Below are 13,022 nucleotides of genomic sequence, written 5' to 3' on the forward strand. Positions count from 1 at the left end.
TATGCAGCGGGTCTTAAGATATTCAAGTATTATCGGCCGACTATTCAATCCCGGCAGCCTGGATCTTTACCTGGCCAAGGTCTTCATTGTTCGTTACCTGTTCATCCTTATTGGCCTGATTGCCACACTGCAGGCGCTGGATCTTCTGGCCAAATCCGATGATATCCTCGCTGGCGAAGGCGCCACGATGGCTGACCTATGGACCTATGTCACGCTCAGGATACCGCAACTTGCCTCCCTGTTTTCCCCTTTCGTCGCCCTGCTCTCCGCCATTCTGTCCTTTGCAGGACTGAATGTGCACAGCGAAATCATCATTATGAAAGCGGCAGGCTGGAACGCCTTCCGGATTGTCCTGCCGCTGATCATGATGTCGGTGCTGATCGCAGCCTTTCATTTCGTTTTCAATGAAACCATTTCGGTCAAGGCCAGGGCTGAACTCAGAAACTGGGAAGAACATGACTTTGCCGCCGACCTGCCTCCGGCACCGGACGTCGTCTATGACAGCTGGGTTGCAGATGGTAACAACCTGATCAAGGCCGAAAGCGCCAGTCGGAGCGGCAGCATTCTTCTGCTCGACAAAGTCACCCAGTATATCCGCAACAAGGACCAGCAGATCACGGCGCTGATCAAGGCGGACTTCGCCGTCTACCGGGAAGGGTCATGGACCCTTTTCGAGGTCAAGAAATTTGATTTGAAAACACTGGAAGTGACCCCGCTGGAAAACCTGGACTGGAAAACAAATGTACCTCCCGAACGCTATATCGCTCTGGCTCTCAAGCCCGATCAGGTAAACCTGCAGCAGTTGCGCCAGGCCATCAAACAACTTCGGGACGAAGGACATTCCACCACTGATCTGGTCACCCACCTGCATCAGAAATTTGTCCTGCCGTTAAGCACCCTGCTGATGCCGCTTCTGGCCGGACTGGCCGCCTTTGGACTGCACCGCGGCGGTCATCTATTCGGCCGTATCCTGATCACCATGGCCATGGGTTTCGGTTATTTCGTTACCAATAATCTTTTTGTCGCCCTTGGCCAGTATGGCGCCGTGCCGCCGATTATTGCTGCCTGGCTGCCCTTTATGCTTTTTGGACTCTCAGGTATCAGCTTTATTCTGCTGACCGAGGAATAGTCCGCCAAATTTATCCAATCAGGAAAGTATCGCCGTGACCCGGAACAATGTGGAAATCAGAGAAGTAACAGATGGCCAGTCGCTGAAGGAATTTATCCGGGTTCCCTATGCCATCTTCAAAGACGACCCGAACTATATTCCACCGCTGGAAATGGAACGGATGGATATCCTGTCCCGGGACAAGAACCCCTATTTCGAACATGCGGAGGCCTGTTACTGGCTTGCCAGCAGAAACGGTGAAACCATCGGCCGCATTTCAGCCCAGCTGGATCAGTTGGTACAGAAATATCATGGTGAGAAAACCGGCCATTTCGGATTTTTTGACTGCATCAACGACCAGTCTGTAGCGGATGCATTGCTGGAGACAGCAGAAAACTGGTTGCGGGAACGGGGTGCAGAGAAAGTCATCGGGCCGTTCAGCCTCTCCATCAATGAAGAAACCGGCATGCTGGTGGACGGGTTTGATACCCCGCCAAGCCTGATGATGGCGCACAGCCGTCCCTATTACGAAAGCCTGGTCAAAAATCATGGTTTTGAAAAGGTCAAGGATGTCTGGGCCTACTGGCTGGATATCAGTCAGGACATTCTGCCGCCGGCCGTGGACAAACTGGTAAAAAGAACCTTTAACAGCGACAAGGTCACCATTCGTCCCATTGACATGAAAAACTATGACCGGGATCTGGCCACTATCCTCGATATTTTCAACGATGCCTGGTCCGACAACTGGGGTTTTATCCCTTTCACCGACAATGAACTGAAACAGGTGGCCAAGGACATGAAGCTGCTGATCAGGCCTGACTTTACCTATATTGCGGAAATGGACGGTGAACCGCAGGCCATGATGGTCACCCTGCCCAACCTGAACGAGTTGATCCGGGATCTGAACGGCAAGCTGTTCCCGACCGGTATTTTCAAATTGCTGTGGCGTCTTAAACTCCACCCCAGATATAAAACCGTGCGGGTACCCCTGATGGGCGTGCGCAAGAAATACCAGAACGGCATGATCGGCGGGGCCATGGCCTTTTCGCTCATTGAAACCTGTCGCATCCATGCCACCGCAGCCGGCTGCACCCACGCGGAACTCGGCTGGGTACTGGAAGAAAACACTCGGCTTCAGAAAATGCTGGAAACGATCGGCTGCGCCCACTACAAAACATATAGGCTGTTTGTCAGAGATTTGTAAATCAGACATACATTTGCCATTTTCGGCAATTATGTAACTTCAAAATACATGGGTACTCAGTGCTGATCCCGAGGCACCAGACAGGGCAGAAAAATGTCAGAAAACACACCGGAAGAAACACCAGACGAGAACGAGATTTCACTTGTTCCCAGGAATGGTCTGCTATCCAAGATCAGGTATTATTTCCTGACCGGTCTTGTTGTCGCCGCACCGATCGGCATCACTGCCTATCTGGCCTGGGCGTTTATCGACACCATTGACCGCAATGTCACGCCATTGATCCCCAAGGCTTACAATCCCGAAACATACCTGCCCTTTGGCATTCCCGGTTTTGGCCTGGTGATTGTTATTCTGTTTCTTACTGTTCTGGGTGCTCTGACCGCGAACCTGTTCGGCCGCGCGTTTTTGCGGTTCGGAGAAAAACTTCTGAACCGCATGCCGATCGTGCGGAGCATCTATCACACCCTGAAACAGATCTTTGAGACGGTGGTTGCCCAGAATGCTGAATCCTTCAAGGATGTGGTTCTGGTTGAATATCCCCGCCGGGGCATCTGGGCCATTGCTTTTGTGACAAGCGAAAACAAAGGTGAAATCCAGAACAGGCTGGAAAATGAAATCATCAATGTTTTCCTGCCGACCACGCCGAACCCTACGTCCGGCTTTTTGCTGTTTGTCCCCAAGCGGGACCTGATTTATCTGGATATGAGCCCGGATGAGGGTGTGAAATATGTGATCTCTGCCGGACTTGTCGATCCCAATAATGGCAAAGACCAGAATCTGCAAAAACGAAGCAGGCCGGTAAAGGGGTCACGGATATCCGACTGGAACATCGAAAAACCGGGCAGCGACGAAGAATTACCCTGACCTGAGATAGCGGATGCCTTCATCCTGTTCCATCAGGTAAAGCAGCACCCGGAGCGCCTTGCCCCTCTCGTTCACAAGATCCGGATCGGTTTCAAGAATGAGCTTTGCATCATCCCGCGCTATCGGGATCAGGTTGCTGTGGAACTCAAGCGAGGCCACCTTGAAATCGGGCATGCCGGACTGGCGGGTGCCAAGCAGTTCCCCTGCCCCCCGGAGGCGCAGGTCTTCCTCCGCGATCAGAAAGCCGTCTTCGGTCTCCCGCATGATTTTCATCCTCGCCCGGGCGGTTTCGCTGCCAAGGTTCCCGTATAATAACAGGCATACCGACTTACCGCTGCCGCGACCGACCCGGCCACGCAACTGGTGAAGCTGGGCGAGGCCAAACCGTTCGGCATGCTCGATCACCATTACCGTAGCCTCGGGCACATTGACCCCTACCTCGATCACCGTTGTCGCCACCAGGATATCCAGCTCACCTTTGGCAAAGGCAGCCATGACCTTGTCCTTTTCCGGCCCCTTCATTTTCCCGTGAACGAGCCCGACCCGGCCGCCGAAAATCTGACTGAGCTGGGCAAAGCGGTCTTCTGCCGCCGCCAGATCAGACTTTTCCGATTCCTCCACCAGCGGACAGATCCAGTAAATCCGGGCACCCCCTTCCAGGGCCCGGTGCAGGGACCGGACTACCTCATCCAGCCGATTGAGGGAAATGGTACGGGTATCCACCGGCAACCGCCCCGGTGGTTTTTCAGTGAGGCGTGAAACATCCATATCCCCGTAAGCCGTCAGGGTCAGGGTGCGCGGAATGGGCGTCGCCGTCATGGCCAGGATATCCATGCCCTGCCCCGGTGTTCCCTTGGCCGCCAGCGCCATGCGCTGCTCGACCCCAAACCGGTGCTGCTCATCAATCACCGCCAGCGCCAGGTCATGATAGACCACATCCTTCTGGAACAGGGCGTGAGTGCCGACCAGGATATCTATCTCGCCACTGGCCAGGTCAGCGAGAAGCTTCTCCCGCGCCTTGCCCTTGTCGCGGCCGGTGAGGACCGCAATACGAATATTCAGCCCGTCAATCATCTCCATCAGGCTGTCATAATGCTGCCGGGCGAGGATTTCCGTCGGTGCCAGCAGGGCCGCCTGGGCACCCGACTGCACCGCCGCCAGCATGGAGATCAGGGCAACCACAGTCTTGCCGCTGCCCACATCTCCCTGTAGCAGACGCATCATCGAGGACGGGTCAGCAAGGTCGGCATTAATCTCCGCAATGCATTGTTTTTGCGAGTTGGTCAGGTCATAGGGCAGATTTTCGACCAGTTGCCGGACCAGCGGCCCCTCTGTATTCAGCGCCCGTCCCTTTTTCTTTTTCGACTGTCGGCGGATCAGGGCCAGGGCAAGCTGGTTGGCCAGAAATTCATCATAAGACAGCCTGCGCCGGGTCTTGCAGGAAGGGTCAAGTTCGCCGGCGTTCGCCGGCTGATGCACCGCCAGTAATGCCTCATGCCAGTCGGGCCAGCCTTCGCGCTTTTTCAGCGCCGGGTCCAGCCATTCCGGCAGGTCCACCGCGCGGTCAAGCGCCGCCCGGACAATCCGTCCCATGACCCGGCCACTGATTCCGGCCGTCAGCGGATAGACCGGTTCAATGGCGGGAATGTCGTCCCGTTTGTCCGCGGTCACCATATAATCAGGATGGCTCATCTGCAGCTGACCGTTGAAAATTTCGACCCGGCCACTTATCAGGCGCTTCTCTCCCTCGGGCAGTTGTCTGCGGATATAGTCGCCCTTGGCGTGGAAGAACACCAGTTGCATCTGCGCCGTTCCATCATGGCACCAGACCCGGTATGGCCTTCGGGTTTTGGGTGGTGGTGCATCATGGGCCCCGATTTCCACCTCAACCGTGACCATCTGGTCATGCCGTATCTCGCCCAGTTTTGGGGAATTGCGGCGATCAATCACATCAACGGGAAAATGCCAGAACAGATCCAGCACGCGCCTGCCAACAACTTTTTCCAGCAATTGGGCGATGCGCCCGCCCACGCCGGGGAGGCTCACTGTTTCTGCAAAAAAGGGGTAAAGAATCTCCGGCCGCATGGTTTTGTTATTTTATTTTCCTGTCGATATCCTGTAGACAATGTTAAACATAACGGAAGTACACGGGATATCAAAAACAGAATCCCAAAACAGACAGAAAAGATCATGAGCCGATTTGACGCCCCGGGTTTTATCGAACCGGAAATAGACAGAAACGAGAGCATCGAGATCCGCCGGAAGCGGCTGAAATTCAGAAGCTGGCATCGCGGGATCAAGGAAGCGGACCTGCTTCTGGGCAATTTTGCGGACAGCCACCTGGACACCCTGAACCCGGATCAGCTTGATCTCTATGAAGACCTGCTGCGGGAAGCAGACAGCGATCTGGTGGCCTGGATCACGTCAGACCGGGAACCTCCTGAACACCTCAATCACGAAATCATGCAGCTCCTCAGAAGCATCGATTACCTCAAGATCGTCAAGTGAATATCCTCGACCAGTTCATCGACGCCGAAGTTCCTCTTCTGATCAGCAACACGCCGGAAGGCATGGATGCGTTGTTCCTGGCGCAAACCATTGAAGAGTCAGACCGGGAGATATTCATGCATATCGCCCGGGACGATGGCCGGCTCGTCAATATGGCCGAACTGGTCGGCTGTTTTGCCCCTGAAATCGAAATTCTGCAGTTTCCGGCCTGGGACTGCCTGCCCTATGACCGGGTCTCCCCCAATCACGAAATCGTTGCCGAACGGATGATGAGCCTGAGCCGCCTTGCCCGCCACAAAAAGGGCACTGGCAAAGACAAGATTCTGGTGCTGACCTCGGTCAACGCCGCCAGCCAGCGCCTGCCGGAACGACGGATTATGCAGGACAGTTCCTTCCTGATCAGTCCCGGCAGCCTTCTTGACATTGATAAATTAACCGCCTTTCTGGCTCTGAACGGCTACAGCCGCTCCAGTTCGGTGATGGAACACGGGGATTTTGCCGTCCGCGGCGGTCTGGTGGATATTTTTCCGCCCGGTTTTGAAAATCCCGTCCGTATCGACCTGTTTGGCGACGAAGTGGATGTAATCAGGGAATTTGATGCCCTGAGCCAGCGCTCCGGCGAGAAGATCAACCAGGTTTCACTGGTGCCCATGAGCGAGGTTTTTCTGGATGAAGATTCGATCCGGCGGTTCCGCGCCCGCTACGTGGCGGAATTCGGCACCGTGCTGGATGACGACCCCCTATATGAAGCGGTGACTGAGGGCCGCAAGCACCAGGGTATGGAACATTGGCTGCCCCTGTTCCATGAAAAGCTGGAAACCCTGTTCGATTACCTGCCCGACTGTCCGGTCAGTATGGATCATCTGGGCCAGGAAGCCTTTGACGACCGGGTGACTGCGGTGCAGGACTATTACCAGGCGCGGCATAACGACCTAAAAAACCGTCCTGCCGGCAGCCAGACCGCAAGTGTCTACAAGCCCCTGCCGGCGGCGCAACTCTATCTGAGTACGGAAGAATGGCAGACATTTAGCGAAGATCGCTGCATTCACCGGTTTTCCCCCTACGGCTCGCCGCCGGATATTGACCACCTGGACCTGAAGGGCCGCATCGGGCGGGATTTTGCACCGGAGCGCAACAACCGGGATATCAATATCTATGACGCGCTGCGCCAGCACACCGTCTCCCTGATCCAGAACGGGAAAAAGGTGCTGATCGCCAGTTACAGTGTTGGCGCCCGCGACCGGCTTTCCGGGGTTTTGAAAGACCACGGCATGGCCCGGCATAGGCTGCTGGACCACTGGAACGATGTGGACGACCTGCCGCAGGATGCGCTCGGCCTGGTCATCCTGCCGCTGGAACATGGGTTCGAAACCGACAAGCTGGCCGTTGTCGCAGAACAGGATATTCTCGGCGACCGGCTGATCCGCAAGGCGCGCCGCTCCCGCAAGGCCGAAAATTTCCTGACCGAAGCCTCGGCCCTGACCCCCGGCGACCTGGTCATTCATATGGATCATGGCGTGGGCCGGTACGAAGGCCTGAAGACCCTGGACGTGGGCGGCGCGGCCCATGACTGCGTGATGCTGACCTACTACGGCGGCGACAAGCTCTATGTGCCGGTGGAAAATATCGAGGTTCTGAGCCGCTATTCCTCGGAAGGCCCGGACTCACAGCTGGACAAGCTTGGCGGTACCGCCTGGCAGGGCAAGAAGGCCCGGCTCAAGAAAAAACTTCTGGAAATGGCCGATGAACTGATCAAGCTGGCGGCCGAACGGGAAATGCGCAAAGGGGCCGTGATCACCCCGCCTGACGGGCTTTATGAGGAATTCTGCGCCCGCTTCCCCTACAATGAAACCGATGACCAGCTTCGCGCCATTCAGGATGTGATCGACGATCTCGGCTCCGGTCGTCCCATGGACCGGCTGGTCTGCGGCGATGTCGGTTTCGGCAAAACAGAAGTCGCCCTGCGGGCGGCGTTCCTTGCCGCCATGGCCGGTTTCCAGGTGGCGATAGTCGCCCCCACCACCCTGCTTGCCCGCCAGCATTACAAGAATTTTACCGATCGTTTCCGCGGCCTGCCGGTCAAAATCGGTCATTTGTCGCGGCTGGTCCCGACCAAGGAACAGAAGCTGACCCGGGAAGAACTGAGCAAAGGCACCTGCGAAATTGTCATCGGTACTCATGCCCTGCTGGGGAAGAATATTCATTTCCGCAATCTCGGCCTGCTGGTTATTGATGAGGAACAGCATTTCGGCGTTACCCATAAGGAACGCCTGAAGAAACTGCGTCACGACGTGCATGTACTGACCCTGACCGCGACCCCGATCCCCCGCACCCTGCAGATGGCCATGAGCGGCATGCGCGGCCTCAGCCTGATTGCCACCCCTCCGGTGGACCGGCTGGCGGTGCGCACCTTCATCCTGCCCATGGACAGCCTTGTGGTGCGGGAAGCATTACTAAGGGAACATTACCGGGGCGGCCAGAGTTTCTATGTCTGCCCGCGGGTTGCCGATCTCAAGGAAATTGCCGACTTCCTGAAGGAACATGTGCCGGAAGTGAAGTTCGTCATCGCCCACGGTCAAATGCCGCCGGCAGAGATCGAGGACATCATGCATGCCTTTTACGAAGGTAAATATGATGTGTTGCTCAGCACCACCATCGTCGAATCAGGCCTCGATATCCCGACGGCCAATACCATGATCATTCACCGGGCCGATATGTTCGGCCTGTCACAATTGTATCAGCTTCGCGGCCGGGTCGGGCGCTCGAAAATCCGGGCCTATGCCTACCTTACCCTGCCGCCCCGGCGCATCCCCACCGCCAATGCGGAAAAGCGCCTGCAGGTATTGCAGGCCCTGGATACCCTTGGCGCCGGCTTTACCATCGCCAGCCATGACATGGACATTCGCGGCGCCGGTAATCTTTTGGGCGAGGAACAGTCCGGTCACATCAAGGAAGTTGGTCTGGAACTCTACCAGCAGATGCTGGAGGAAGCGGTCGCCCAGGCCAAAGGGGGCGACGGTGAAGCGGAAGACCACAGCTGGTCGCCACAGATCAATGTGGGCGCCGCGGTGCTGATCCCGGAAAAATATATCCCCGACCTCAATCTGCGCATGTCGCTATACCGGCGCCTGGCCGACCTGACCGACAAACAGGATATCGATGCCTTCGGTGCGGAGCTGATCGACCGCTTCGGTCCCCTGCCCGAGGAAGTGGAGCATCTGCTCAAGGTCATCCTGATCAAACATTACTGCCGGGAAGCCGGTGTTGAGAAAATCGAGACCGGCCCCAAGGGCGCAATCCTGTCGTTCCGTAATGATCGATTTGCCAATCCGGCGGGCCTGATCGACTTTATCTCCAACCAGACCGCCGTGGCCAAGCTGCGCCCCGATCACCGGCTGGTGTATGTGCGCAAGTGGGAAAAAATCGAAAGCCGGCTTAAAGGCACCCTCAACCTAGCCCGGGCGTTGGCCAAAATCGCGAAAAGCTGACCCGAGAAGTTAATTTCTGACCCTTGCCATAATTGCCTAAAATTAACCCTATTCTTTAAAGGATTATTAAATCACCTGTGGCAGTCTATTGTCAGGAAAAAGGGGGTTTTCCCGATAAAGGCAAACCGGCGGCAACGTCGGGACGCAAAACCACCGGTCCTGAAAAGGACAGCGGAGTTACCACAGGGATTAGTGATGATAAACGCAATAAACACCAGTCTTTCAGGGCTTCTGGCGTCGACATCAAAGCTCAATGTTGCAGCAAGCAACATTGCCAATTCCCGCACGACTTCCACCCCAAAAGGCACTTTTGCGGCAAATACCACTGCCGCAGCACTGGGCAGCAAAGCCTATACGCCGCTGAGGCATGAGCAGAGCAGTAATAAATACGGCGGGGTGATGAGTTACAACATTCCGGTCAATCCAGCCAGCCTGACCGCCTATTCTCCCGATGATCCAATGGCAAACGAAGAAGGCTATGTGGCCGTTCCCAATGTCAATGAGTTCGTCGAGGTGGGTGAAATGATCAAGGCGTCCAACGCCTACAAGGCCAACGCCAAGGTGCTGTCCACCCTGGCCGAAACCGAACAGGATTTCCTGGACCGGTTTTAAGTGTACCTCCAAGGTCACCCAACCGCCTGATTTTTTACATCGGCACTTATCCAACGGCGCCAGAAATTACTCTGACATATAGCATATAATCACTTCACTTATACAGCCAACCTATTGCTATGCATCACAAAAACAAAGTTAACTGTTGCATAGTCAAGAGTTTGTTTACTATTGTGTCTTATAGTTAACGAAATTTTTGGACGGGTCTCGGCGGAAACTTGTAAAATTTTACTAAAAAAGTATCAGAGTAGAAAATATGGCGAGCTTCAATGGAAATCTGGACGGGGAGGTCACAGGTCTCATACAACTGGCACACGAAAAGTCCATATCCGGCAGGACGGAACTTTTCCAGGCCATTGCTGACCTGCTGGAACGGCGTCATCACGACCTTTCCACCCGGGAACTCTCCCTCATGTCCGATATTCTCGGCACTCTGTTCCATCATGTGGAAATGGATGTTCGCAAAAAGCTGGCCGAACGGCTTGCCACAAGACTGGATACGTCGGTCGACCTGATTATCCTGCTCGCCAATGACGAAATAGAAGTCGCCCGTCCCGTCCTTATGCTGAGCAAGCTTCTGGACGATAATAATCTGATCAAAATCATCCGGCACAAGACAATTCAGCACCAGCTCAGCATCACAGCCCGAAGACATCTTTCCTCAGCCGTCTGCAGGGAACTGGTGACGACCGGCAACGACAAGGTGGTCGTCTCCCTGCTTTCCAACCGGGACGCCAGGATTGATAACGACACCCTGGCCGGACTTGTTGAAAAGGCCCGTGGTCGGGAGGATATCCAGGCACCGTTGATAAAGCGGGAAGACCTGCCTCGGGAACTCTGTGCACAAATGTACGAATGGGTCTCGGATTCACTGAAAGAAGTTATTCTTCAAACCCATTCCATGTCCGAGAGCGATATCAACGAGATCGTCAGCGGTACGCTCGAAGATATCCGGGATGAAAATGAAACACTTGCCAACCAGGTCGGTGCAGAGGAAAACCTGATCGAGAAACTGAGCACGGCAGGAAAACTGAGCCCGTCTTTCCTGATGAAATCCCTGGGCCAGGGACAGGTTTCCCTGTTTGAACTCGGATTTGCCAAACTCGCTAATATTCCAAAGGATATTATGAGTTCCATCCTTTACGACCGGGGATCGGAAGCCCTGGCCATTGCCTGCCGAGCTATCAATATCGATCGTAGTGTCTTCCTGACCATCTATCGCATGACCCGGGAAGCCCGCGACATGGAAAGCAAACTTAGCCAGGAAGAAATCGACCGGGCCTATGACCGCTTTAACAATATGGACCCGAGACGGGCCCAACTGACCCTGCACAGCTGGGTCCAGGACGCCACAAAGACACGCCTGTTCTGACCCCTCACCGATTCTTGAATGGATTAATGCGTTTTATGTGTTTATAAAAGCATCAATAAACATATAAAACGGAGTACTGGAATCCCGATGATCGATCCATTCGGACGTCATATCACTTATTTGCGGCTGTCGGTGACTGACCGCTGCGATTTCCGGTGCCAGTATTGTATGGCGGAAAATATGCAGTTCCTGCCAAAAGCCGAGGTACTGAGCCTGGAAGAGCTGGAAGTCCTGTGTACTGCCTTCATCAGCAAAGGGGTCCGCAAGATCCGCCTCACCGGCGGGGAACCCCTGGTCCGCAAGAACATCATGTCTCTGGTCAATAATCTCGGCAGATATGTACAGGATGGCATACTTGATGAACTGACCCTGACCACCAACGGCAGCCAGCTTGAGAAATATGCCGCAGACCTTTACCGGGCCGGCATGCGCCGGATAAATGTTTCCCTGGATACGCTTGATGAGGCAAAATTTCGCCATATCACCCGCTGGGGCCAGCTTGACAAGGTGTTGCAGGGTATCCGGGCCGCACAGGATGCCGGACTTTCCGTCAAAATCAACATGGTGGCCCTGAAGGGCGTTAATGACGATGAAATAGAAAGCATGCTTGGCTGGTGCGGCAAAAATAATATGGATCTGACCCTGATCGAAACAATGCCGCTGGGTGAAATCGACGTCAATCGCCACGACCAGTATCTCTCCCTGCAAAAAGTCCGCGACAAGCTTTCCGACAATTGGACCCTGACAGAAAGTGACTTCCGGACCGGCGGTCCTGCACGCTATTACACTGTCGGGGAAACCGGCCGAAAGCTTGGCCTGATTACCCCGATGAGTCACAATTTCTGTGACAGCTGCAACAGAATCCGGGTCACCTGCACGGGTGAGCTTTACATGTGTCTGGGACATGAGGACAATGTTGACCTGAGGCAGGTTATACGGAATCATCAGGGAGACCGGCAGGCATTGGAAAATGCCATTATCTCCGCTGTGTCCAGCAAGCCCGAAAGGCATTATTTCACCATTGATCCGGATCACAACCGGCCGACGCTGCAACGTCATATGAGCATGACTGGTGGATAAGTGGATAAAATGACCAAAAATGACCTGAAACTTGCCTTGGTAAACAGCGATACTGAAACGGCTATTTCTTCCGCTGAAAAACTCAGGGAGTTCTACAAGTTCGTACCGGTCGAAGAGGCTGATGTGATTGTCGCCCTTGGCGGTGACGGTTATATGCTCCACCTGATGCACGACCTTCTGCATAATGACACGCCAATATTCGGGATGAACTGCGGGACTGTCGGTTTTTTGATGAACAAATTCGGTGTCGGAAATCTGGTCAAACGGATCAGGCAGGCAGAATCCTATTGCTTTCACCCCTTGAAAATGTCGGCAATAACGACGTCCGGAGAATCCCACACGGCGCTGGCCATCAACGAGGTTTCCCTTCTTCGGGAAACACGCCAGACGGCCAAGATCAAGATATTTGTTGATGAAAAGGAACGCATGGACGAACTTGTCTGTGATGGTGTTCTTGTCGCCACTCCGGCAGGCAGCACCGCCTATAACCTGTCTGCCCACGGCCCGATCATTCCGCTTGGCTCAGATGTGGTCGCCCTGACGCCGATCAGCGCCTTCCGGCCCAGAAGGTGGCGCGGGGCGCTTTTACCGCAAAAGGCCAAAATCCGTTTTGAAATCATTCATCCAGGAAAAAGACCAGTCAGTGCGGTTGCCGACATCCAGGAAGTCCGTGATGTGGCCAGTGTTACTATTGAACAGGACAAGTCAATTGAAATTACTTTGCTTTTTGACAAGGAACATACGCTGGAAGAGCGTATCCTGAACGAACAGTTCATCAACTGAGGG

10 protein-coding genes and 1 riboswitch are annotated in these 13,022 nt (G+C 54.6%); of the genes, 9 read left to right on the plus strand and 1 reads right to left on the minus strand.

What is annotated here, in order from left to right:
- Position 1 precedes the first annotated feature (1 nt).
- The 3 genes from lptG (at position 2) to ACORNT_RS14605 (ending at position 3,176) form a co-directional block, all read left to right on the plus strand.
- On the plus strand, positions 2 to 1,129 hold the full coding sequence (gene lptG / locus ACORNT_RS14595; RefSeq protein WP_321392364.1) for an LPS export ABC transporter permease LptG: 1,128 nt from the start codon (positions 2 to 4) through the stop codon (positions 1,127 to 1,129).
- A gap of 34 nt (positions 1,130 to 1,163) precedes the next feature.
- Positions 1,164 to 2,312, plus strand: coding sequence for a hypothetical protein (locus ACORNT_RS14600; protein ID WP_321392366.1), 1,149 nt, complete (start codon positions 1,164 to 1,166; stop codon positions 2,310 to 2,312).
- Positions 2,313 to 2,405: 93 nt separating this feature from the next.
- Positions 2,406 to 3,176: a DUF502 domain-containing protein gene (locus ACORNT_RS14605; protein WP_321392368.1), complete on the plus strand. Its 771-nt coding sequence runs from the start codon at positions 2,406 to 2,408 to the stop codon at positions 3,174 to 3,176.
- On the opposite strand, the gene recG is transcribed toward ACORNT_RS14605, so the two are convergent.
- Entirely contained in the window at positions 3,168 to 5,261 is a 2,094-nt protein-coding gene (recG, locus tag ACORNT_RS14610; RefSeq protein WP_321392370.1) for an ATP-dependent DNA helicase RecG, read from the minus strand. The two genes, ACORNT_RS14605 and recG, sit on opposite strands and share 9 nt — an antisense overlap.
- A gap of 105 nt (positions 5,262 to 5,366) precedes the next feature.
- Here recG and ACORNT_RS14615 point away from each other — a divergent pair, with 105 nt between their 5' ends.
- The 6 genes from ACORNT_RS14615 (at position 5,367) to ACORNT_RS14640 (ending at position 13,019) form a co-directional block, all read left to right on the plus strand.
- Positions 5,367 to 5,684 (plus strand): succinate dehydrogenase assembly factor 2, encoded by a 318-nt coding sequence (locus tag ACORNT_RS14615; protein WP_321392371.1) that lies wholly within the window; start codon positions 5,367 to 5,369, stop codon positions 5,682 to 5,684.
- 2 nt (positions 5,685 to 5,686) lie between these two features.
- Complete coding sequence (gene mfd, locus ACORNT_RS14620; protein ID WP_420717575.1) at positions 5,687 to 9,172, plus strand: transcription-repair coupling factor; 3,486 nt, start codon at positions 5,687 to 5,689, stop codon at positions 9,170 to 9,172.
- A 109-nt stretch (positions 9,173 to 9,281) separates the two neighbouring features.
- Positions 9,282 to 9,357, plus strand: a riboswitch (cyclic di-GMP riboswitch).
- A gap of 10 nt (positions 9,358 to 9,367) precedes the next feature.
- A complete protein-coding gene (locus ACORNT_RS14625) occupies positions 9,368 to 9,784 on the plus strand; it encodes a flagellar basal body rod protein FlgC (RefSeq protein ID WP_321392376.1) in 417 nt (138 codons plus the stop codon).
- A 256-nt stretch (positions 9,785 to 10,040) separates the two neighbouring features.
- The gene (locus tag ACORNT_RS14630) at positions 10,041 to 11,156 is read left to right on the plus strand and encodes a DUF2336 domain-containing protein (RefSeq protein ID WP_321392379.1); all 1,116 of its coding nucleotides are present in this window, start codon (positions 10,041 to 10,043) and stop codon (positions 11,154 to 11,156) included.
- 87 nt (positions 11,157 to 11,243) lie between these two features.
- On the plus strand, positions 11,244 to 12,236 hold the full coding sequence (gene moaA / locus ACORNT_RS14635) for a GTP 3',8-cyclase MoaA (RefSeq protein WP_321392383.1): 993 nt from the start codon (positions 11,244 to 11,246) through the stop codon (positions 12,234 to 12,236).
- Between the two features lie 9 nt (positions 12,237 to 12,245).
- Positions 12,246 to 13,019 carry an NAD kinase gene (locus ACORNT_RS14640; RefSeq protein WP_321392386.1) on the plus strand — a complete coding sequence of 258 codons (774 nt, stop codon included), beginning with the start codon at positions 12,246 to 12,248 and terminating at the stop codon, positions 13,017 to 13,019.
- Positions 13,020 to 13,022 lie beyond the last annotated feature (3 nt).

The organism is Emcibacter sp. (assembly GCF_963675455.1).
In the GTDB taxonomy this organism is placed as follows: domain Bacteria; phylum Pseudomonadota; class Alphaproteobacteria; order Sphingomonadales; family Emcibacteraceae; genus Emcibacter.

What these genes read in the sequence shown, in the direction of transcription:
- lptG (WP_321392364.1), top strand. Translation starts at nt 2, where the DNA reads ATGCAGCGGGTCTTAAGATATTCAAGTATTATCGGCCGACTATTCAAT.
- ACORNT_RS14605 (WP_321392368.1), top strand. Translation starts at nt 2,406, where the DNA reads ATGTCAGAAAACACACCGGAAGAAACACCAGACGAGAACGAGATTTCA.
- recG (WP_321392370.1), bottom strand. Translation starts at nt 5,261, where the DNA reads ATGCGGCCGGAGATTCTTTACCCCTTTTTTGCAGAAACAGTGAGCCTC.
- ACORNT_RS14615 (WP_321392371.1), top strand. Translation starts at nt 5,367, where the DNA reads ATGAGCCGATTTGACGCCCCGGGTTTTATCGAACCGGAAATAGACAGA.
- ACORNT_RS14625 (WP_321392376.1), top strand. Translation starts at nt 9,368, where the DNA reads ATGATAAACGCAATAAACACCAGTCTTTCAGGGCTTCTGGCGTCGACA.
- ACORNT_RS14630 (WP_321392379.1), top strand. Translation starts at nt 10,041, where the DNA reads ATGGCGAGCTTCAATGGAAATCTGGACGGGGAGGTCACAGGTCTCATA.
- moaA (WP_321392383.1), top strand. Translation starts at nt 11,244, where the DNA reads ATGATCGATCCATTCGGACGTCATATCACTTATTTGCGGCTGTCGGTG.
- ACORNT_RS14640 (WP_321392386.1), top strand. Translation starts at nt 12,246, where the DNA reads ATGACCAAAAATGACCTGAAACTTGCCTTGGTAAACAGCGATACTGAA.